We start from the raw sequence: 17,656 nt of genomic DNA, 5'->3' as shown, positions 1-17,656 counted from the left end.
TCCTATTAGTGTTCAACATTCATTATTTAGCTACGCCAGCAGTCCATTCTGCGACTAGATCCGGATTGGCTTCGACAAAGGCTTCGGCAGCATCTTCGGCTGATTCGCCTTCATAGATTTGGAGCATCAATGCTTCGACATCTTCGATGGTCCATTGGAATTGATCCAGCACTTGGTAAGCTTCCGGCATGTCGGTTTCGAGTCCCTCACGCACCATCGTGTGGACGGTCTCTTCGCCGCCGAAAATGCCGTTGGGATCATCCAGGTATTTCAGGTCGTAAGCCGAGAATTTCCAGTGCGGGTTCCAGGCTGTGATGATGATCTCTTCTTCATTTTCGATCGCTTGTCCGAGTGTGACGGTCATGGCGCCGGATGAGGACGTCTCGATTGCCCAATCGCTCAAGTTCGAGTAATCCGCGATGGCGCGTTCAGTGGCCGCTACGATTCCGGCACCTGGCTCGATTCCGGTGATGGATTTGCCGGCTTGATCGGTCAGATCTGCGATCGAGTCGACATCCATATACGCAGGAACGGCCAAACCGATTTTCGCGCCTTCAAGGCTTCCGCCCAGGTCGACCATCTTGTCGCCGTATTCTTCCAGTTGCGCGGCATGCGTTCCCGGCAGCCACGCACTCAGCATGGCATCGGCTTCGCCTGTCGAGACGGCTTCCCACATGATGGCGTTATCCAATGGAGTCAAGGTCACATCGTAACCGAGGTCTTCCAATACTTGGGCAACGACATGGTTTGTGGCCACTGCGTCATCCCATTCGACGTAGGCCAGTTCGATTTCCTGGCCTTTTCCGACTGTATCTTCCATGGATTCTGTTTCGGCCGCACCGCAGCCAGCGGCGATCAGCGAGACACCCAGGCCTAATCCGGCAGTAAGTCCAAGTCGTTTCCAGTTACGTTTTGTTGTTTTTGTCATATTATGTTTCTCTCCTTTTTGTTTGGCAATCAGGAATCGTTGCGTCATTAAACAGTGTTATGAGGCGCTCTTTTTGCTGAATTTCTGGGTCAGACGGTCGATGATGATGGCAAGTACAACCAAAGCCAAGCCGGATACGAAACCGGAACCGATTTTGGCGCGTTGCAAGGCGGAAAGGACATTACGGCCCAAGCCAGGTGCACCGATCATCGAAGCGATGACGACCATCGACAAGGACAGCATAACGGTTTGGTTGATACCGGCCATGATCGTGGCTTTCGCTAATGGTAATTCGACTTTGAACAACCTTTGCGCACCGGTGCTGCCGAATGATTCGGCTGCTTCAACCAGTTCGGTGGAGACTTGTCTGATCCCCAGATTCGTGAAGCGGACGGTCGGCGGGATCGCGAAAATAAGTGACGCGAGCACCCCGGGAACCATCCCGATTCCGAAGAAGGCTACAGCCGGAATCAGATAAACAAAGGCCGGCATCGTCTGCATGAAATCCAGGATCGGATTGATGATGTTGTTCGCGATTTTGCTTTTCGCCATCAGGATACCGAAAGGCACGCCGATCAGGACGGACAGCAAGCTCGAGAACAAGACCAGCGTCAAGGTGAACATCAAGTCTTCCCATAGCCCTTGATTGTGGATAAACCAGAGACCGACGACAGAAAAGATGGCCAGGCCGAATTTTTTGCCTGAAGCAAAGAATGCCAGCAGCGCCACTAATGCAATCAGGATGACAGCCGGGATGGCCGTCAGCGTTGACGTCATCAGATCAATCAACGTCTGCGAAGACGCTTTGATCGGATCGAACAGGAAACTGAACGTGTCAGCGGTCTTGTCCGTGATGTATTCAGTGAACTCGGCAACCGGCAATTCAGGAATGAAATTTAATAGATTATTCATTTACGGACACCTCACTTTCTCCTGCCAAAGCGGCTATGACGGCGCCTCTGACAAGAACACCCACCAATCTGTCGTTTTCGATGACAGCGACCGGCGAGCTTGAATCATGGATGATCGGGAAAATATCGCTCAAGGTAGTATCTTTGGAGACTGTCGGGATATCTTCTCTGAGGATGCCATCCACTTTCGTAGCATTGGCTTTCAACGCTTTCGTGGCGTCTTCGGCAGTGATGTACCCTTTCAGTCTGCGGTGATTGTCCACCACCAGGATCGTCGAAATCCCTTCTTGGCGCAATAATTCCAACGCGAAGAGCGGCCCGTGTTTTTCGATATTCATGACGATCGGACGCTTCATGATGTGTTCGGCAGTCAACACTTTCGAACGATCGACGTCCTCCACGAATTTTTCGACATAGCGCGTTGCCGGATTGGTCAAAATTTCCTCAGGCGTACCGATTTGGACCAATTCCCCGTCCTTCAGCAGCGCGATCCGGTCACCGATACGCAAAGCTTCGTTCAGATCATGGGTGATGAATATGATGGTCTTGCTGACATTTGCCTGCAGATCCAACAGTTCATCCTGCATCTCACGACGGATCAATGGATCCAAAGCCGAGAAAGCTTCGTCCATCAATAGAATTTCCGGGTTATTCGCCAAAGCACGGGCCAACCCGACCCGTTGCTGCATCCCACCTGATAATTGGTGCGGATACTGATCGCTGTAATCGCCCAGGCCTGAATTTTCCAAAGCCTGTTGCGCTCTTTCCTTGCGCTCGGCTTTTGCTACGCCCTGCACTTCGAGTCCGTACTCGGTGTTCTCCAAAATCGTGCGGTGCGGGAATAAGCCGAAGTTCTGGAAAACCATACTCATTTTTTCCCGACGGACTTGGCGTAATGCCTTCTTGTCCATGATCGACAAATTTTCGCCATCGATCAGGATGTTCCCCTTCGTCGGTTCGATCAGACGGTTGAACATCCGCACAAGTGTCGACTTCCCGCTTCCGGAAAGACCCATGATGACGAAGATTTCCCCTTCTTCTATGGAAAGACTGACGTTGTTGACCCCTACTGTCGCCCCAGTGGCACGCAGGATGTCCTGTTTGCTCTTCTTTTGTTCAAGCAGTTCCAGAGCCTTATCTGCTTTTTTTCCAAAAATTTTCGTTACGTTCTCTATTTTTATTTTCGGCAAGTGCATTGCTCCTCTCAAATTTTTGATGCTATGTGCGTGGATTCTGTTGGTAATGGGAATGAAAGCCCGAATCCTGTTTTGTGTCTCCGTAATATACAAATATAGTGTTACATTTTCATTTATTCCGAAAATATAAATTGAAGATAATTTCGTTACATCACAAAGGTATAACCACTATTATCCAGTTATGGCGCGGATATGCAAATAAAAAATGAATTATTTGTGAATTTTTAGCGAAAAAGTATGCGGTTACACACGCTTCCTAAAGGTAACTGCGGAGTATCCGGATTTTTTTAAATTAACTTCTTGGATGAATCGTTATGTTGACATACGCACCACACAACATACGGACACCACCGATGTTTTTTCTGTGCTTAGAGCTCAAATTGTCGAATGTGTTCCCGGCATTCGACTGTACGGCGGCTCGTAATGTCAAAATTGTCGAATGTCATCAGCTATTCGACAATTTCGTCGTTTCCAGAGTGCAGATTGTCGAATAGCGGTGGTTCATTCGACAATTCTCGAAAATCCGGAAACTTGTGCATTCCATTCAGTCGTCAGCAGCCCCGCAGCGCGCACCGACAGGTTATTTTACAAGCACTTGTATCGAGAAAGCCCGCCAAAATGGTTTTGGCGGGCTTTTAGGGACAGATTTCCTGAAAATAACCTTCCAATGCACGCTTGGCGGGGAAACTCGGTTGCGCGCGCTGCTTTTTTCCCCACCAAACCGCTTTTGGCGGGCTATTCCGTGTCTCCACGCCTCTCCATCCGCGCCTCCGCAAGCCAAATGCAAAAAAACGCACCACCATTGCTCTGCCAAACAGAGTTAATGGGTGGTGCGTTCAACTATCATTCGCTGCTGCTTCAGGCCAATTCCCAAAGTTCGAGGCTGTAATCGATTGTGCTGCCTGCCGCGAGCGACAGGCCGGTCTCTCCCGCTTCGGGGAACACGCGGGAGGTGAAGGTGCCTTCGCCGTCGTTGACGAAGATTTCGATCGAACTGGTGTCGACGAAAATCTGAAGCTTCACTTCATCCATCTGTCCGAGCGCCAGCGTGCGGGTCGTGCCGAATTCTTCGGCGAACGGGATGCCGCAGCGGCTGCGGTCGATCGTGATTTTCTTTGTGTTTGGATCCAAGGTGATGCGGAAACGTTTGTCGTTGGCGGCATCTTCGCAGAGATCCACTGTCACCGGCGCGTAGTCGGCTGTCGCCGGAAATGCTACATCCAGCTTGAGTTCGTAGCAATTTGCGCCACTGCGCTCGAAATGCTTAGCTTCAGACAACAAGCCGGATTCAGACAAGGCCTGCTCTTTGCGCAAAGCAACCAATTCGCGGACCGGCTGCTGGATCAGCTTGCCATCCTTGAGAGACAACTCGCGCGGCAGCGTCAGGCAGTGCGCCCAATCTTCGCTATCGGTCGGGTACGCGACATCCGGCAATCCCATCCAAGCCGTCAAGATGCGGCGGCCATCCGGGCTTTCGGCGGTCTGGGTGGCGTAGAAATCGAAGCCGACATCCAGTTCCTGGAAGCCTCCATGCTCCAATTTCAGCTCATCCATCCGGAAATCATCGGCGATGACATAGCCGGTCTGGAAAATGTTCTGGTAACGGTCACCTTCAGGATCCAGTCCTTGCGGCGAAAACAGCAGCACCGTTTTGCCGTCGATTTCGAATAGGTCCGGACATTCCCACATGAAGCCGAAGTCCGGCAAACCAGCGTCGACTTCGCCCATCAATTCCCACTCCACCGCATCAGCCGAGCGGTACATCAGAATCGTGCCGGTTTCGTCAGTGCGTTGGGCCCCGATGACGGCGTAATAGATGCCATGCTGCTCCCAGACTTTGGGATCGCGGACATGGTCGGTGTAGCCTTCCGGATTGCCGGCGATAGCGGGTGGCAGGAACTTCGTGAAGCTTCCGTCTTCCTCCATACGGGCAACGATTTGGTTCGGCACCCGTTCCCATTCATCCGTGCGGACATTGCCTGTGTACATGACATGCAACTGGCCGTCCTTGACGAAGCCGCTGCCGGAATAGACACCGTTGCTGTCGTACGCGTTGTCAGGCAACAGCGCGACGCCCTCCTCTTTCCATTGCACGAGGTCCGTCGAAGTCAGATGGAACCAGTGCTTCAGGCCGTGGACCGCGCCCATCGGAAACCATTGGTAGAAGAGATGCCATTTGCCGTCGAAATAGGTGAAGCCGTTCGGATCGTTCAAAAGGCCTGTGTTCGGTTGGATATGGTAGTTTTGGCGGAAGGGTGACTGCGCCACCCGTTTCGCCAATTCGTCCAGATAGTTGTCGGAATAATCCGAGATTTGTTTATAGCGCTCCTCGCGCGTCCATTCTTTCATCGTTTTATTCCTTTCCGTGCTTGATTAAGCTGTTTTTTTCGTCCAGTCGCGTTTGCTGAAGAAGAAAGTCATTGTGATTGTCACGACTGTCGCGATCAGCATGCCCAGGACGTAGAACCACAAGTCTTCTTGTTTGATCGAGATGACACCCGGCAGGCCGGCTGCGCCCATTGCGATTGCTTTGACTTTGAAGAACGAGATGAACGCGCTGCTGACGCCGGAACCGATCATTGCTGCGTAGAATGGGTAGCGGTATTTCAGGTTGATACCGAACATGGCAGGCTCAGTGATCCCCAAGTAAGCGGAAATTGCGGAAGCGGAAGCCAAGCTTTTCGCTTTTTGTTCCTTGATGATGAAGAACATCGCTAATGCAGCAGCTCCTTGAGCCACGTTTGACATTGCTGCGATCGGGAAGATGAACGTACCGCCTGTTTTAGCGATATCAGCCAACAATTGCGTTTCAACAGCGATGAAGCTGTGGTGCATACCGGTAACGACCAGTGGCGCGTAGAAGAAACCGATGATGGCTCCGCCGATGGCACCTGTCGTGTCATACAACCATACAAGGCTGTTTGTCATCGCGTCGCCGAGCGTACGCATCAATGGTCCTACCAATGTGAAAGTCAGGAACCCTGTGATGACCAAGGCGAACAGCGGTGTGACCAGGTTATCCAATGATGTGTGCACGCGTTTGTGCAAGAAAGTTTCGATTTTCGCCAAGATGTAAGCTGCGAACAAGATCGGCAGTACTGTTCCTTGGTAGCCGACTTTCGCGATTTCGAATCCGAAGATATCCCAAAAAGGCACTTCGCCTGCAGCCAATACTGCTGGATAGTTGTAGGCATTGACAAGATCCGGGTGGACCATCAACATCCCCAAAACAGCTCCCAAGTATGGGTTGCCGCCGAATTTCTGCGTTGCGCTGAAACCGATCAGGACTGGAAGGAAGACATATGCCGCGTTGGAGAAAGTATTGATCATCGCTGCAAAACCTTCGATGGCTGGATAAGCTTCAATCAGCGATTTTCCGGTAACAAACAAATCCTGTGCCGTGAATACGTTGTTCAATCCCATCATCAAACCACAAGCTACGATGGCCGGGATGATCGGTACGAAGATATCCGAAAGCAACTTGACGCCTTGTTGGATCGGATTCAATTTTTGCGAGCCGGCTGTTTTGACTTCCTCTTTGCTCATGGCATCGATGCCGGCCATTTTGATGAATTCTTTGTAGACTTCATTGACTGTTCCGGAACCAAGAATAATCTGGTATTGACCAGCTGTGGAGAAAGTCCCTTTGACTTCGTCGCGTGCGTCCAATCCCGCTTGATCGACTTTGCTTTCATCCCTCAAAACCAAGCGTAGTCGTGTCGCGCAGTGCGTCGCCGCCTGTACGTTGTCTTTCCCGCCGATGTCCGTCAACAATTCTTCTGCAATCTTTTTGTAATCCATTTTTTCTCCCTCTTTCCTTTGCTTTGATAAGCTGTACCTAAGAATAAGTGCAATAATGACTAAGTTTTATCTCTTTTCGGAACCGGTTCCTTTCTGGTTCAAAATGATAAGGAGCAGGTTTTCTGTATTGGTGAAACCGGTTCCTCTTGATATGAATAGTAAACCCTTTCAAGGATAAAGTCAAGCGTTTTCTATAAAATTATTTTGTATTTTTTATGGACCGGCTGGCGATGGCCTTTCCTTGGCAAAAGCGTTAAAATGAAGACAAAGCGCGACATGACATAAGTATGGGAGGTTTTTCGACCATGACGATAAATGAAAAAAAGTCCGAAAAATTTAATGGTTTGGCTGCTTTGATCGGCCACACCCCGATGCTGGAAATTTCTTTGCTCTACAAAAGCGAAGCGCGGATCGTGTACGCGAAGGCGGAATACTACAATTACTCAGGCAGCATCAAGGATCGCGTCGCCTGCCACATCCTCCGCCAGGCGTACGAAACGGGCGCTATCGCTGAAGGTATGCCGATTGCGGAGTCGACCAGCGGCAACACCGGCATCGCTTTTGCTGCGATCGGTGCCTACCTGGGCAATCCGTTCACGATTTTCATGCCCGACTGGATGAGCAAGGAACGGATCAACCTGATCGATGACTGCGACGCCATAAACATGTCCCGCAAACTCGCGCGTGTGCTCGGACTCGGCGTCGGCATCTCATCGGGCGTCAACAATTTGGGCGTCCTGAAGGCCCAAGATCTGTTAGGCAACAAGGATGCCGTTGTCGCGACCGTCTTTGCCGACGACAACAAGAAATACCTCTCCACCGATCTGATGTACGAACAAACCGTTTCTGCGGATCATCTGGCTTGCGACGTCGAACTGCTCGGCATGCGCGCAATCCGTTGAGGCCGAAACATTAAATGTTAAGGGATAATAAGGAACAGCCGACGAATGTGGGATTCGTCGGCTGTTCGGTGTCTTGCAGTTTGCGTTCAGCAAACTGATGCGGAAGCAATTGCATGACGTGCTGTTGCTCACCGTCACCGCTGCATTCGTGTAGACATGGACTCCGTCGCTGCAGTAGTCGACCGCGCGCTGGATCCGTTCGGCGTCATCCACATCGCCCACTTTTTTTGAAAAAAAGGTGATGCTGACTTGATTTTCCGTAGCTTGGGTAAGTGAACTGCTGCTTTGTGCCGCGGCTACAGTTCGGTCGGCCAATCCGGTGTCGGCAAGAAGTCATCTGTTCAGCGTCACCACAGGGTAACCGAGCAGTCCAATCAATCCCACGGCCAGCAAAATTTCCCGCCTTTTATTCTTCTTATTCATGTTGGTCCCTCCTTAAAGAGGTGCCTTTGACGTTTATTCGAGTTCGAGTTCTGCCTGCAGTAGGTCCTGGACGCGCGTCATTTCGGTTTCATCCACGAAGTTATAGTAAATTTCATTCATCATGCCACCTGTACCGCCAAGTTGTTGCTGATTCATGTTGTCGACCGCTCCTAAGTAATCTTGGCTTTGGAGCGTGTAGAAATCAGACAGTTGGAAACTCGTCTGCACGTTGGATGACAGGGACTGTAAAATGGTCTGATAATTCAGCAGTGTTTCAGGTGTCGCCAATTTACGGATGACGGCCTCGATGACCAGTCGCTGTCTACCTTGACGACCGGTATCGCCGGCTGGATCTTCATAGCGCATACGTGCGAAAGCCAAAGCTGCCTTACCATCCAGTTGGTTCGTGCCTTGTACGAAATCGTAGCCATTCTGATTGAAGGTTAGCGGGCTCTCGACAGTGATGCCGCCAACCGCATCTACGATTTCCTGGATGCCGGCCATGTTGACCATCACGTAGAAATCGATAGGGATATCCAACATCTGCTGCACAGTATTGATCGACATAGCGGTGCCGCCAAATGCATAAGCGTGGTTGATTTTGTCCGAAGTGCCGTAACCGACGATTTCGGTGTACGTATCGCGCGGGATGCTCAATAGTGTTGTCTTTTGGGTGTGTGGATTGATTGTGACGACCACCATAGAATCGGAACGGCCTTGTTCTGTGCGGCCCAAATCGCCAGTGTCGACGCCCAACAACAGAATTGAAACTGGCTCGCCGGCTTCCAGGAGTTCCGAAGGGGTCATTGCTCCAGCATTGGTCCTACTTTCTTCGTCCTCAGAGGAATCGGCTACAGTGCCGGTATTCGATGTCCGAAAGGTTTCAACTTCGACAGGTGTGTATGCCGTATCCATCGAGTCTTTCACATTTGCATAAATCGAGTAGATATACCCGAGGATACCAATCACCAGAATTGCAAGGATGCTGACGAATATTTTCAAACCGTTATTATTTCGTTTTTTTGAGCGCATTATTATTTCTCCTCTTTTCTGAAAGCCAACTATAAAATAATTGTCGGTGTTTACTATATTTTAGATTACTTTAGCCGGTTAGTAAAGTCGTTTTGAAATCTTTAGACAGCCGTTCCAAAAGGCTGCATCTCCATTATTTCCAATCCAGATAAAAACACCCAAAAATCAGCAGTAACCTGATTTCCGGGTGTTTGACTATCCGTGCATTCATGCGCTTGTCATTGGATTGTTTCTACGGCCGCTTCCACAGCATCCGCTTTTCTTTTTGCATAGACGAGGCTCAAGCCCAGTCCGATGAGGACGACAGCAATCGCGACATAGAAGGCTTTCGTGAAATCGCCATTGTTTGCGGTAGCCAATGAGGCAGTCACTTTCGGCGCAACGAAGGCGGCACTCGAAAAACCGATGAAGACGATGCCGTAATTGACGCCCTGATTCGCCGGACCAAAGTTATCCATGACCAATCCCGGGAAGACGCCCATGACCCCGCCAAAACAGAGACCCAAAGTGACGATCCCGACAGCAAATGCCCACACTTGGTTGACGCTGACGAGCAGGACGAAAGCAAAAATGATGGCACTGTAGATGATAATGACCGCGCGGATCTGACCGATGCGATCGGAAACCGCGCCCCAGAATACTCGGCCGGACGTGTTGCTCAAGGAATACAGACTGACGTAAGCGGCTGCGGCCGATGCCGACAAACCGAACATGGACTGCCCGATCAAAGAGGCGTTCGAAGCGATCATCAGGCCGGAAAAGGCGCCCATCGCGAACATCAGGATCAACAGGTAGAAGGATGGGGTCGCCAACATTTCCTTCCAGTTTTTGTTTGCGGTTATGGCTTTGGTTGGAGCCTTTTCGGAGGTCGCAGCGGTTTGAGGAACGATTTGTTTCGGTGCCGAGCGGATGAACAGACTGAAAAAGAAACCTACCAGCGCATATGCCAAGCCCATGCGCCAGAAAGCTTGGCTCACGCCATAGCGTTCGATCAGCGCATTCGCGATCGGAGCCGCGATGATCGCAGCTCCGCCCATGCCTCCCGTGATCAGACCGGAAGCCAAGCCTTTTTTATCCGGGAAAAAGCGGATTGTGTTGCTGAGGCAAGCGGAATAGGCAAAGTTCTGCGCAAAGCCGCCGAAGATGCCGTAGATCAGGTACAACTGGAAGATGCTCGTCGCTTGCCCGGTGAAAGCGAAGCTGATACCGAAAAGCAAAACGCCGATGCGGGCGATCCATTTTGCCCAGCCGCGGTCCGTAAAATAGCCGCCGAAGATCATCGGAATCGGCCCCACCGCGGAATTGATCGCGAAAGCCATCATGATGTCTGGTATCGCCCATCCCCGCAATTCCGCCAACGGGCCTGCAAAAACGCTGAACGTATAGACAATACCGGTACACAACAAAATCCCCATCGAGCTTATCAGCACCACCCAACGATTTGTTTCTTTCTTCATTATTGTTCCCCCTTATCCGATTTTTTCTATTTTTTAAAGAGATTGGCGTAAAAGCAGCGCCGCTATCCCAATATTTGCTTATGCCTTTCACATTTGAAGGTTGTTCCAGTATGCCACGGAATCGAGGTATAGGGTAACACTTAATTGATATATTCAGTTATAGACTGATACTATATGTGCTTTGGTGGCCGGCCGGAGCAAGGTTGCTTGCGCGGGCACCCTACTCCGGCGAGGGAGCGCTTACCGGAGGACGAACGCAACTTCTGGGCTCCTCCTCCGACGGGCACGGTCTCATCGGAGGACAGCACGCTTAATGCAGGCCGAACTCCGGCGTAGCCTACGTTCGTCGGAGGAAAACTCGGTCCATATACTGTCCTCTAACACCATAGTGCGTACAGTTCAGCATCCAGACTCCGCCAGTTGTCTTAAGGAAATTAAGCCCATTGGCACGTCTGTAGCGGCAGCCCCCATTCACAGTAGTTATCAGACAACCCAATAAATTTAAAGGGGGAGTCTCAATAGGAGGAAGTCTCTTGTTTGCGGTTTAGTGGGGGATGTCTGCCCACAAACATAGAAAAGGGAGTGCCTCAGAACCAGAAAAAGATTTTCTGGTTCTGAGGCACTTCCCTCTTTCTTGATTCAATTAATTAATCTAAATTGATCTGCTCTGAAATTTTATTCGACTGTACTTTCACAGAAATGAACGCTGTCACAAAGGCCCCTGCAATGACAATCAGGTACTGGATCATAGATGCGAAACTACTGGTGTACAGCAACAGTCCAGGAACAAAGGTGATTCCCATACCTGTAGCGGATAAGCCAAAGATATACGTAAGCAGACCACCCACAGCTCCTCCCAACATGCCGGAAACCAGTATTCTCAAACTTCTCAGATTCACACCGAAGAGAAGAGGTTCTGTAATTCCAAATAAGGTAGATGAGGAAGAAGAAATAGCGTTAGTTCTCTTTAATTTAACATTCATTAGTAAAGTTGCACTGATCGCTGCCCCTAATTGTCCGGCCATACTGGCTGTAATAAGTGGGTTTAGCACATTTTCACCTGTATCGGCAAGTAGCTGAAGCTCAATGATTGACAAAGAATGATGAAGCCCTGTAATAACCAAGAGTTGTTGAAGTGCGCCAAATATGATATATCCAATACCTAAAGGTGCATTGATCAGCATGACGATAAAGTCACTGACTGCAATCTCGAATGTATGAGTGATAGGACCTAAGATAAAGAGCATTAGAAAAATGGTTACTGTTAATGTTACAAACGGCGTCACAATCAGGTCGATGATTTGAGGAACAACTTTTCGTAGCTCTTTCTCAATTCTTGATATTAGATACCCTGCTACGATAGCGGGGATGATAGATCCTTGATAACCTACAATAGGAATATTAAGTCCTAAGAAAGAAACGTTGATTGCTTCAGCGCTTCCACCGGCTACAGCCCAAGCATTAGGCAAATTAGGAGATACCATCATAAGGCCAACTACGATACCGATGATGGGATTTCCACCAAATTTACGAGTGGCACTATAGGCAATAAGTACTGGTAGGAAAGCAAATGCGGTATCTGTCAGCATCTGGAACATGCTCAACATAAATGGACTAAATTCTACACCCAGCTCCACAAGAAGTCCTCTTAAACCCATTAATAGTCCCGTTGTAACCAGTGCAGGAATTAGAGGAATTAGAATATCCGCCAAAGTTCGAACGACTCTCTGAACGGGAGTCATGTTGGAGTAAACGTCTTCTTTAAACGCTGTATCCGCTGATTCATCCATCTTTGTATATTGCTTAAATTCAGAATAGACTTCATTTACCTTTCCAGTTCCGAAAATAAACTGGTGTTGTCCTGTATTAAAGAAATAACCTTTGCTTCCAGTGACATTTTCCGCCTTTTCCTTGTTCGCCTTGCTGTTATCTCTTAAGATAATTCGAAGTCTGGTAGCACAGTGTTCAAAATTTTTGACATTATCTTGGCCTCCCACAGCGTCAAGAATGTCTTTGATGGTTTGCTCATTTTTCATTAATGATTCCTCCTTTTGTTCTGTTGTGCCTAAGAATAAGTGCAATACAAGCTGTGTTTCAACCTGTTTCGGAACCGGTTCCTTTTCGGTTCAAAAATGAGAGGAGCACGTTTTTTATCAGTGAAACCGGTTCCTCTTGATTTAAATAGTAAACCCTTTCACATTTAATGTCAAGCGTTTTCTAAAAAAATTTGTGTTTATTATGGGCCGGCTGGCGACGGCCTTTCCTTGGCAAAATCGTCAAAATGATGGCAAAGAGTGACACGACGGTGACGATGCCAACAGCGAAGTCCCACACTTGGTTGACGCTGACGAGCAGAACGAAGGCAAAGATTCTGTATTTAGTTATCCCATAAGCGCCAGCACAAACGGCATCGCGAAGATCCCGATCAGGATGGAGACGGAATTCATGAAAGCGGAGGTTTCGACATCCCCGCCCGCTTCGTCGGTGAATCCGGTCGCCATGGAAGCGATCGGCGAAAAGAACAGCATGCAGAGGATCGTCTTCACGACCATTGATACCGGCAGGAAGAGTACTGTCAGGATGGAAAAGATCAGCGAAAATCCGTAGCGGATGGCCAAGTATTTGAAGGCTAGCTTGAAGCGGTGTGCATCCAAGCCCAATTCCAAACCTATCCCGATCATCAGCATAGCCAGGAATGTATTGGCGCCGCCCACAGTGGAAGTAAAGGTGATGACTGCATCTGGCAATTGCAACCCGAACAGACGCATCAACAGCAGCAACAGATAGGTATCGAACAACGGCGAAAGGAACATGAGTTTGAGGAAGCCGCCTAAGGTCGTTTTTTGATTCTCGTCCGCCACCGAACGGGGCCAGCCATAACCGATTCCGGCTGCCCCGAAGGAATTGCCGACATCGAAAAGGGATGCGAAAATGATCGACTGCGGGCCCATCAATCCGGCGATATAGGGCATCGCAAAGGCCCCTACGTTGTAGCTGCCGAGGTTGATGATTCCGAAAGCCTGCGCTATGCCGCCTTTCCGCTGATTTACCAGATAGCCGGTGATTTGCAGGACCAAGTTAGCGATGAGGCCGATTGCGGTCAAAAACAGCAGATTGTAGGTGATGTCGAACGTGTTGAAACTGGTGATCAGTGCGCAGGGCAACGTGATCCGCAAAACGATTTTCGAAAATTTCGGGAAATCTTCTGCTTTGACCCATCCGATTCGTTTGATGACGTAGCCGATCACGATGATCAATATCAATGATGCGGCTTTTGCTGCTATTTCCCCCATTACGTTCCCCCTGCTCGCGTTTTTCCTTCAATTATAACAAAAAAATACCGTCACATCCGATTTATCTTCATTTTGTAATCGCGTTACGGATTCTTTTGCGTCCGGTCGGAGAATTGAAAAAAGTTCCGCCTTCCCCACTGGAATGTGCTTGAGCGGAACTTTGAAAAAGGCTTGTTATTCTTCGTATTTCAAAACAGAACGCTCGCCCAATGGTTGGACTTCTCTGTTGTTGCCTTGATAATATTCGTTGAAGGCCGCAATCTGTTCCGCGGAGACTTCCACAGGGTTCGCCAGCACGTACCACTCGACATTTTCTGTCAGCGGCGGTGTCGTCAGGGATCCTAGGTAATGGTAGTAGCTTTTGTTCGCTGGAAGCAGTTCGGCAACGTTGAGGCTGAGTCCGCTGGCAACGGTTGTTTCTTCGTTTGCCTCCACATCATCCAAAATTGACTGGAAGGCAGCGTTCTCTGTTCCTTCTTTAAAGAAGACCGCGATGACCGCCAAGCGTCCGTCCTGTGCCTTGTGGACAAAATGCAGTTCGATCGGGAAACTTTCTCCATCCACTGTATGCTCGCTAGGGGAATGCAGATGGAATTGCGCCAGTTCAAAACTGCGTCCGGCAATCGTCGCTTGCCCGCCGTCTTCGATTTCGATGCTGTGCCCGTTGTCGACCACATCGATAATCTCTTCCGCATAGTCCAGTGTCAGCGAGCCGTCTGCGACCATCGCTTCGGCTGCACTCGTTTCGATATTGATTGGGGATTGCATCTCGCCGGATTCGAAGTCCCATTCATCCTGGTTCTCGTAATCCAAATGTTCCTCAGTTGCTGCTTCGGTTGTTTCTTCAACTACCGCTTCGGAAGCCAGTTCCGTTGTCGCCTGCACGCTGCTGACCATTTCCGCCGTTTGTTCTTGGCCGCAACCGCTCAGGCTCAATAAAATGAATGCCCCCAGAACCGCCAAAACTTTTTTTAATCCTTTTGCTTCGTTCATCTTTAACTTTTCCTCCTCTAAACAATATCCACTTATTATATAATAATCCGCAATTAAATTATCGAATCAATCGCGAAAAACAATAAATCAACAGAGAATCCCTTTCGTTCCCTGAATTCAAAAGGATATTGCGATGAGAGGACTGGCGGGGCTATCCCGTCCCATCAGTCATCGCGCAGAACCACCTCGTAACCTAGTTCGCCCAACATGCGCATGTCCTGTTCGATCGTGATGCCGTCCGTCGTCAGCATATCGCCGGAAATAGCTGCGTTGGCACCGGAAAGGAAGCACTGCCTGCCTTTATCCGCAAGTAACCCCCTTCCGCCAGCCAAGCGGATGTATGCATCGGGAACCAGCAGCCGGAAAATCGCGATGATGCGGCTCATCTCGTCGTCGCTGACGACTTCGTTTTCCTCGAACGGCGTGCCCGGGATGGGATTCAGCACATTGACCGGTATCGAACGGATGCCCATTTCGCGCAAGTCGTTGACCATATCGATGCGGTCCTCCATCGTTTCGCCCAAGCCGATGATTCCGCCGCTGCAGACTGTCAAACCGGCCTGTTGCGCGGCGCGAATGGCGACGATTTTGTCGTCGTAAGTATGGGTCGTGCAGACATTCGGAAAGTGCCGTCGCGAAGTTTCCAGATTATTGTGGACACGCGTCAATCCGGCCTGCTTCAGTTTGGCGAATTCCGTTTCCTCCAAAAGCCCGAACGAGCCGCAGAGCGCGATCTCCGATTCCTTTTGGACTGCTTCCAGGCTTTCGCAGACCTTGTCCACTTCCTTACTGGACAAGGCTCTGCCCGAGGTAACGATGGAATAACGCAGCACGCCGCGCTCTTCGTTATATTTCGCCTGTTCGACGATCATTTCCGATCCGATGAGCGAGTAGGCATCCACTTTCGTGCGGTAATAGCGGGATTGGGCGCAGAACTTGCAGTTTTCCGAGCATTTTCCGCTTTTGCCGTTGATGATCGTGCAGACGTCGAACACATTTCCGCAGAAATGCTCGCGCACGTCGTTGGCGGCTGCGCACAGTTCTTCGAGCGGCACTTCCGTCAAAGTCATGGCTTCCGCTTTGTTGAGGCGTCCGCCGGCATAAAGCTTGTTTTTTATTGCTTCCATTGTTGTCAGTCCTCTGCTGGCCCGCTCTTCATTTTTTTCGGATAATACAGCTTCATTTTCGTTCATCATACTTCCCCATCCATTCTGATTTAGTGTCTGAATCCATGATGGCATAGGCGAAACACGATGTCAACCTAATTGGTGGTTAGGGTAACAATGGAAACAAGGGAGAAAACGTACAGGATATCCATTTTGGGTGTTGCAGGATCGCTGTTCGGGGTTGTATTTTTTCTGTGTTATTGCGGACGGCTCAAAAAACGACACCCCAGCATTAGTTTGCTAGAGTGTCGTTTTTTTTGTTTATTGATCCTGGCATAAGCTATGGCTGATCATTCTTTTTGGTCGATTCCCTTATCAGCAGTTGGTTATCGAGTTTTTGGATCTGGTCGACTTCTTTTTTCAAAATCAATTCCATCAGGATTTTTGCCGCCAATTCGCCGGACTCCATGAATGGATAATGAACCGTTGTGATGCGGGGATAAACTGCCTCGGTGATTTCGTAGCCGCCGAAGCCCGCCAAGGAGAATTGATCCGGAATTGCCAGCTGCAGTTCATGGGCCGCGCGCATGATCCCGATCGCGATGTTGTCGGTCGCACCGATCACAAAAGTCGCCTTGGAATGCGGCAGTATTTCCAACGCTTTTTCGTAGGCATCCTTCATGGCGAAGCTCGTTTTGACGAAGGTATAATCGATGTCGTGACCTTCGAAAGCCTGCTCGATGCCGTTGCGCCGGGTCACCCCGACCGCTTTATCGGACTCGTCGACCCCGAAGACAAGAATGTTCGTGTGCCCGTTCGCCACCGCGTAGGAGCCGACGGAATAGCCAGCCTTCTCATCATCATGGATGATGCAATGGAAATCGGGATGCGCCTGTCCGACGATGACGACCGGTACATCGGCCTCCTCGAACGCCTTCACATGTGCTGGCGTGATGGCCGCCGCGAAGAAGACGATGCCGTCGACGCGCTGCTTCGCCAAGGTGGAGATGGCTTCGATTTCGCGCTCGCGGCTCTGATCCGCATTCGTGATCAACAATTGGTTTTTGGATAGGCGCAGACTACTCTCCAAGCCCCGCAACGCTTCGTTCGTCGCAAAGGAATTCAGACGCGGGATGATCGTTCCGACCATGTGCGTGCGCTTCGCTTTCAGGCTTTGGGCAAATTTATTCGGTTTGTAATCATGTTCGGCGACGATTGCATCCAGCTTCGCCTTCGTTTTTCCGCTGACCGCCCCGCCGTTCAGATAGCGGGAAACCGTGCTCTTCGCCACGCCGGCCATTTTAGCGATGTCATTGATTGTGACCATGGATAGCGTCCACCCCTTTCTTTTGCTGCAAAACGGACTCTATGCCGTATCCGAATACAGGTTAAGTCTCTGCCTTTGATTATACAGGTGCAAGGGATGCGCCGCAACGGATCGAGGAAGGAAATCTTCACATTTTCGGTGTCTGCTCCGGCGAGCGGATGCGCCATCGGAGGAGTAATCCGGTATTATCCGTCTCCTCCGGCCGCAGCAGTCTTGTCGGAACTGGACACATTTTGCATTGCTGTCCTCCGGCGAACCCCGGCTTAACCGGAGTTCCATCCCACATA

Annotated in this window: 11 protein-coding genes and 1 pseudogene; 1 reads left to right on the top strand and 11 read right to left on the bottom strand. The window is 50.0% G+C overall.

The annotated features are described in order from the left end of the window. Window positions 1-22: 22 nt before the first annotated feature. The 4 genes and pseudogenes from TES5_RS15570 to TES5_RS08215 all read right to left on the bottom strand — a co-directional run bounded on the left by TES5_RS15570 (window position 23) and on the right by TES5_RS08215 (window position 6,836). A pseudogene (locus tag TES5_RS15570) lies at window positions 23-1,840 on the bottom strand (ABC transporter permease/substrate binding protein). Continuing rightward, window positions 1,833-3,029, bottom strand: a complete 1,197-nt coding sequence (locus tag TES5_RS08225) for a quaternary amine ABC transporter ATP-binding protein (RefSeq protein WP_068561384.1) — start codon at window positions 3,027-3,029, stop codon at window positions 1,833-1,835. The pseudogene TES5_RS15570 and the gene TES5_RS08225 overlap by 8 nt, the downstream one beginning before the upstream one ends. An 864-nt stretch (window positions 3,030-3,893) precedes the next feature. Beyond that, window positions 3,894-5,384: a sucrose-6-phosphate hydrolase gene (locus TES5_RS08220; protein ID WP_068561383.1), complete on the bottom strand. Its 1,491-nt coding sequence runs from the start codon at window positions 5,382-5,384 to the stop codon at window positions 3,894-3,896. 24 nt (window positions 5,385-5,408) lie between these two features. Next, complete coding sequence (locus TES5_RS08215) at window positions 5,409-6,836, bottom strand: sucrose-specific PTS transporter subunit IIBC (protein ID WP_068561382.1); 1,428 nt, start codon at window positions 6,834-6,836, stop codon at window positions 5,409-5,411. A 305-nt stretch (window positions 6,837-7,141) separates the two neighbouring features. Here TES5_RS08215 and TES5_RS08210 point away from each other — a divergent pair, with 305 nt between their 5' ends. Next, window positions 7,142-7,738, top strand: a complete 597-nt coding sequence (locus tag TES5_RS08210; RefSeq protein WP_068561381.1) for a pyridoxal-phosphate dependent enzyme — start codon at window positions 7,142-7,144, stop codon at window positions 7,736-7,738. A gap of 456 nt (window positions 7,739-8,194) precedes the next feature. Here TES5_RS08210 and TES5_RS08205 read toward each other — a convergent pair whose 3' ends face one another. From TES5_RS08205 to TES5_RS08175, 7 genes are all read right to left on the bottom strand, one after another. Beyond that, window positions 8,195-9,193, bottom strand: a complete 999-nt coding sequence (locus TES5_RS08205) for an LCP family glycopolymer transferase (protein WP_068561380.1) — start codon at window positions 9,191-9,193, stop codon at window positions 8,195-8,197. Between the two features lie 218 nt (window positions 9,194-9,411). After that, window positions 9,412-10,650, bottom strand: a complete 1,239-nt coding sequence (locus tag TES5_RS08200) for an L-lactate MFS transporter (RefSeq protein ID WP_068561379.1) — start codon at window positions 10,648-10,650, stop codon at window positions 9,412-9,414. A gap of 647 nt (window positions 10,651-11,297) precedes the next feature. Further along, window positions 11,298-12,686, bottom strand: coding sequence for a PTS transporter subunit EIIC (locus tag TES5_RS08195; protein WP_068561378.1), 1,389 nt, complete (start codon window positions 12,684-12,686; stop codon window positions 11,298-11,300). A gap of 345 nt (window positions 12,687-13,031) precedes the next feature. Beyond that, window positions 13,032-13,943, bottom strand: coding sequence for an AEC family transporter (locus TES5_RS08190; RefSeq protein ID WP_068561377.1), 912 nt, complete (start codon window positions 13,941-13,943; stop codon window positions 13,032-13,034). A gap of 174 nt (window positions 13,944-14,117) precedes the next feature. Continuing rightward, window positions 14,118-14,936, bottom strand: a complete 819-nt coding sequence (locus TES5_RS08185; RefSeq protein ID WP_068561376.1) for a carbonic anhydrase — start codon at window positions 14,934-14,936, stop codon at window positions 14,118-14,120. A gap of 164 nt (window positions 14,937-15,100) precedes the next feature. Further along, on the bottom strand, window positions 15,101-16,132 hold the full coding sequence (gene bioB / locus TES5_RS08180) for a biotin synthase BioB (protein ID WP_232309329.1): 1,032 nt from the start codon (window positions 16,130-16,132) through the stop codon (window positions 15,101-15,103). A gap of 250 nt (window positions 16,133-16,382) precedes the next feature. Further along, window positions 16,383-17,369, bottom strand: a complete 987-nt coding sequence (locus TES5_RS08175) for a LacI family DNA-binding transcriptional regulator (protein WP_068561375.1) — start codon at window positions 17,367-17,369, stop codon at window positions 16,383-16,385. Window positions 17,370-17,656 lie beyond the last annotated feature (287 nt).

This window comes from Trichococcus sp. ES5 (genome assembly GCF_900067165.1).
GTDB lineage: Bacteria > Bacillota > Bacilli > Lactobacillales > Aerococcaceae > Trichococcus > Trichococcus flocculiformis.
The sequence above is the reverse complement of the archived record's forward strand: the minus strand, read 5'-3'. Positions and strand labels throughout refer to the sequence as shown.